Source organism: Leucobacter sp. wl10 (genome assembly GCF_003569785.1).
GTDB lineage: Bacteria > Actinomycetota > Actinomycetes > Actinomycetales > Microbacteriaceae > Leucobacter.
In genome coordinates this window covers 1-5,677 of the sequence record NZ_KZ984022.1, presented here as the reverse complement: position 1 = coordinate 5,677, position 5,677 = coordinate 1, and the positions used below count along the sequence as shown (strand labels likewise).

3 rRNA genes are annotated in these 5,677 nt (G+C 56.2%); all 3 read right to left on the bottom strand.

Annotation, left to right across the window (positions count from 1 at the left end):
- Positions 1 to 13: 13 nt before the first annotated feature.
- The 3 genes from rrf to D1J51_RS17535 all read right to left on the bottom strand — a co-directional run bounded on the left by rrf (position 14) and on the right by D1J51_RS17535 (position 5,434).
- Positions 14 to 130, bottom strand: a 5S ribosomal RNA gene (gene rrf / locus D1J51_RS17545).
- Positions 131 to 302: 172 nt separating this feature from the next.
- Positions 303 to 3,410 (bottom strand): 23S ribosomal RNA (locus D1J51_RS17540).
- Positions 3,411 to 3,903: 493 nt separating this feature from the next.
- Positions 3,904 to 5,434: ribosomal RNA gene (locus tag D1J51_RS17535) — 16S ribosomal RNA — on the bottom strand.
- Together the 16S, 23S and 5S rRNA genes form the textbook arrangement of a ribosomal RNA operon.
- Between the last annotated feature and the right edge of the window lie 243 nt (positions 5,435 to 5,677).

Below are 5,677 nucleotides of genomic sequence, written 5' to 3'. Positions count from 1 at the left end.
CTCTTGGGGTGGTGTTCGGCGGTGTCCTACTCTCCCACAAGGTCGCCCTTGCAGTACCATCGGCGCTGTCAGTCTTAGCTTCCGGGTTCGGAATGGGTCCGGGCGTTTCCCTGACGCTATGGCCGCCGTAACGCTATCAACATGTCACCACATCCCCTCCGTGCCCGCACCCGTAAAGGGGGGGGTGCGGGGGGTGTGTGGCCGTCTGTTGGGAACCACAAAGTGGACGCGTTCATCGTTACGATTTGCTTTGCGCTTACTCCCACCCACCCGAACCGTCACCGGTCCCGGGCTGCGGGGGTGTTATCAAGTCGTCGGCTTATTAGTACCAGTCAGCTCCATGAGTCGCCTCACTTCCACATCTGGCCTATCAACCCAGTCATCTACTGGGAGCCTCACACACTCGAAGGTGTAGGGAGATCTCATCTCAAGGCCGGCTTCCCGCTTAGATGCTTTCAGCGGTTATCCATCCCGAACGTAGCCAACCAGCCATGCCCTTGGCAGAACAACTGGCACACCAGAGGTCCGTCCAACCCGGTCCTCTCGTACTAGGGTCAGATCCTCTCAAATCTCCAACGCGCGCAGAGGATAGGGACCGAACTGTCTCACGACGTTCTAAACCCAGCTCGCGTACCGCTTTAATGGGCGAACAGCCCAACCCTTGGGACCAACTCCAGCCCCAGGATGCGACGAGCCGACATCGAGGTGCCAAACCATGCCGTCGATATGGACTCTTGGGCAAGATCAGCCTGTTATCCCCGAGGTACCTTTTATCCGTTGAGCGACAGCGCTTCCACAAGCCACTGCCGGATCACTAGTCCCGACTTTCGTCCCTGCTCGACCTGTCAGTCTCACAGTCAAGCTCCCTTGTGCACTTACACTCGCCACCTGATTGCCAACCAGGTTGAGGGAACCTTTGGGCGCCTCCGTTACTCTTTGGGAGGCAACCGCCCCAGTTAAACTACCCACCAGGCACTGTCCCAGAACCCGATCAGGGTCCGTAGTTAGATATCCAATATGACCAGAGTGGTATTTCAACAACGACTCCACGATGACTAGCGTCACCGCTTCACAATCTCCCACCTATCCTACACAAGCCACACCGAACACCAATACCAAGCTGTAGTAAAGGTCACGGGGTCTTTCCGTCCTTCTGCGCGTAACGAGCATCTTTACTCGTACTGCAATTTCGCCGAGTTCATGGTGGAGACAGCTGGGAAGTCGTTACGCCATTCGTGCAGGTCGGAACTTACCCGACAAGGAATTTCGCTACCTTAGGATGGTTATAGTTACCACCGCCGTTTACTGGGGCTTAAATTCACAGCTTCGAACCGAAGTCCTCACCGCTCCTCTTAACCTTCCAGCACCGGGCAGGCGTCAGTCCGTATACATCCACTTGCGTGTTGGCACGGACCTGTGTTTTTAGTAAACAGTCGCTTCCCACTGGTCTCTGCGGCCACCACACCCTTTCCCAAGCAAGTTGGTATAAGCGGGTGGCCCCCCTTCTCCCGAAGTTACGGGGGCATTTTGCCGAGTTCCTTCACCATGATTCTCTCGATCTCCTGAGTATTCTCTACCTGACCACCTGAGTCGGTTTGGGGTACGGGCAACACTAGACCTCGCGTCGATGCTTTTCTTGGCAGCATAGGATCACCAGCTTCCCCGATCCGGGTCCGCATCACATCTCACCCACAGGACCCAACTCTTCATCGGATCCGGGCTACCTGTTTACACCGGGACAACCATCGCCCGGCACTGGCTACCTTCCTGCGTCACACCCCACGCTCACCACCCCAGTTCGGGTTCGCAGCCGCCACCAGGACCTCACCCGAAGGCTCCGTCCCGGTCTTGGTTTGCTGAGCACTACTGGTTAGGTCTTTGACGGTCTACCGCCGGTACGGGAATATCAACCCGTTGTCCATCGACTACGCCTGTCGGCCTCGCCTTAGGTCCCGACTTACCCAGGGCAGATTAGCTTGACCCTGGAACCCTTGGTCTTCCGGAGGACGGGTTTCTCACCCGTCTTTCGCTACTCATGCCTGCATTCTCACTCGTGTGGCATCCACGACTGGATCACTCCGCCGCTTCGCTCGCCACACGACGCTCTCCTACCCAACCCGACAACTGAACCACGAAGGCTTGCCTGACGTCGGATTGCCACGGCTTCGGTGGTGTGCTTGAGCCCCGTTACATTGTCGGCGCGGAATCACTTGACCAGTGAGCTATTACGCACTCTTTCAAGGGTGGCTGCTTCTAAGCCAACCTCCTGGTTGTCACAGCAACTCCACATCCTTTTCCACTTAGCACACGCTTAGGGACCTTAGCCGGTGATCTGGGTTGTTTCCCTCTCGACTATGAAGCTTATCCCCCACAGTCTCACTGCTGCGCTCTCACTTACCGGCATTCGGAGTTTAGCTGACGTCAGTAACCTTGTAGGGCCCATCGGCCATCCAGTAGCTCTACCTCCGGCAAGAAACACGCAACGCTGCACCTAAATGCATTTCGGAGAGAACCAGCTATCACGAAGTTTGATTGGCCTTTCACCCCTATCCACAGCTCATCCCCTCAGTTTTCAACCTAAGTGGGTTCGGCCCTCCACGACGTCTTACCGTCGCTTCAGCCTGGCCATGGATAGATCACTTCGCTTCGGGTCTAGGACACGCGACTAACTCGCCCTCTTCAGACTCGCTTTCGCTCCGGCTCCCCCACACGGGTTAACCTCGCCACGTATCGCTAACTCGCAGGCTCATTCTTCAAAAGGCACGCCGTCACAGGAATCAGACCTGCTCCGACGGATTGTAAGCAAACGGTTTCAGGTACTCTTTCACTCCCCTCCCGGGGTACTTTTCACCTTTCCCTCACGGTACTTGTCCGCTATCGGTCATCTGGGAGTATTTAGGCTTATCAGGTGGTCCTGACAGATTCACACGGGATTTCTCGGGCCCCGTGCTACTTGGGATACACACCACGCAGTGCCACCATTTCGGATACGGGACTCTCACCCACTCCGGTCGCCCCTTCCAAGGCATTCTCCTATAGCTACACATTCACGCTCGAGACTCAGCAGCGTCTCACGGCACGTCCCACAACCCCGATGATGCAACCCCTGCCAGGTATCACACACCACCGGTTTAGCCTGATCCGGGTTCGCTCGCCACTACTACCGGAATCACTGTTGTTTTCTCTTCCTGGGGGTACTGAGATGTTTCACTTCCCCCCGTTCCCTCACCCCGCCCTATATATTCAGGCGGGAGTCACCGGGCACGCACGCGCCCCGGCGGGGTTTCCCCATTCGGAAATCCTCGGATCACAGCCCGTTTATCGGCTCCCCGAGGCTTATCGCAGATTACGACGTCCTTCTTCGGCTCCAGATGCCCAGGCATCCACCGTTTGCTCTTTGAAACTTGAAATCACATAAGCAATCAATCGAACACACACCCACCACCACAGACCCGAAAGCCCGCACGATCAGTATGCGACCAATGAAATTAAAGTAAATCAGCCGACACCACCCCACCCACGAAACCCGAAAGCCCCGCAAGAGTTCTGACGCCGGCCAAGATGCTCGCGTCCACTGTGTAGTTCTCAACGTACGGCCGATCCCACCCCCACGAACAACACGTCCCGTGACAGCAGGCCGGAAGAATCAGTCCACCCACCCCCCAAAAAAAAGAAGGCGAGCCGGCTGGTCCTCCAGGACCCAATAATGCGCACCCGAAGACAAACCCGATCCCCCGCCCACCTCTTCCAACACCATGCTCCGAAAAACACAGCGCGTACTGACATAAACGAACGACCACGGCTTGCCGTGTTGTTATATGTTCCACCCATGAGCGACTCGCAGTGAACGTTGGTCACTGATCGAGTCATTCTGCGGCAGCCAAGCTGCCGAGTGCTCCTTAGAAAGGAGGTGATCCAGCCGCACCTTCCGGTACGGCTACCTTGTTACGACTTAGTCCTAATCACCAGTCCCACCTTCGACGACTCCCTCCCACAAGGGGTTAGGCCACCGGCTTCGGGTGTTACCGACTTTCATGACTTGACGGGCGGTGTGTACAAGGCCCGGGAACGTATTCACCGCAGCGTTGCTGATCTGCGATTACTAGCGACTCCGACTTCATGGGGTCGAGTTGCAGACCCCAATCCGAACTGAGACCGGCTTTTTGGGATTCGCTCCACCTTGCGGTATCGCAGCCCTTTGTACCGGCCATTGTAGCATGCGTGAAGCCCAAGACATAAGGGGCATGATGATTTGACGTCATCCCCACCTTCCTCCGTGTTGACCACGGCAGTATCCCATGAGTTCCCACCATCACGTGCTGGCAACATAGGACGAGGGTTGCGCTCGTTGCCGGACTTAACCGAACATCTCACGACACGAGCTGACGACAACCATGCACCACCTGTATAGAAGTGTCCAAAGAGTCCCGCATCTCTGCGGGGTTCTCCTATATGTCAAGCCTTGGTAAGGTTCTTCGCGTTGCATCGAATTAATCCGCATGCTCCGCCGCTTGTGCGGGCCCCCGTCAATTCCTTTGAGTTTTAGCCTTGCGGCCGTACTCCCCAGGCGGGGAACTTAATGCGTTAGCTACGACACAGAACCCGTGGAACAGGCCCTACATCTAGTTCCCAACGTTTACGGCATGGACTACCAGGGTATCTAATCCTGTTCGCTCCCCATGCTTTCGCTCCTCAGCGTCAGTTACGGCCCAGAGATCTGCCTTCGCCATCGGTGTTCCTCCTGATATCTGCGCATTCCACCGCTACACCAGGAATTCCAATCTCCCCTACCGCACTCTAGCCTGCCCGTACCCACCGCAGACCTCAGGTTGAGCCTGAGGATTTCACGGCAGACGCGACAAGCCGCCTACGAGCTCTTTACGCCCAATAATTCCGGACAACGCTTGCACCCTACGTATTACCGCGGCTGCTGGCACGTAGTTAGCCGGTGCTTTTTCTCCGGGTACCGTCACCTCACGGCTTCTTCCCCGACAAAAGAGGTTTACAACCCGAAGGCCGTCATCCCTCACGCGGCGTTGCTGCATCAGGCTTGCGCCCATTGTGCAATATTCCCCACTGCTGCCTCCCGTAGGAGTCTGGGCCGTGTCTCAGTCCCAGTGTGGCCGGTCACCCTCTCAGGCCGGCTACCCGTCGTCGCCATGGTGAGCCATTACCCCACCATCCAGCTGATAGGCCGCGAGTCCATCCCGAACCGATAAATCTTTCCACCCACACACCATGCGATGATGGGACATATCCAGTATTAGACACCGTTTCCAGCGCTTATCCCAGAGTTCGGGGCAGGTTACTCACGTGTTACTCACCCGTTCGCCACTCATCCACCCCCTGCAAGCAAGGAGCTTCAGCGTTCGACTTGCATGTGTTAAGCACGCCGCCAGCGTTCGTCCTGAGCCAGGATCAAACTCTCCGTAAAAAACGAATGCACACGCAGACAGCCCAAACAGACCACCCACGCAGCGAGTTCAACCTGACAACACAGAACATCAATAACTGACATCCACAAATTGTCCAAAAACCATCCCCGACATCAACCAAACACGACCAACGCCGAAGACAAAAAATTGGCATATAACAATCAAGTGCACACTATTGAGTTCTCAAAGACCAGACACCACCCGTCACCCCCGGCACACACCGAAAGACCCCGAACAGCAAC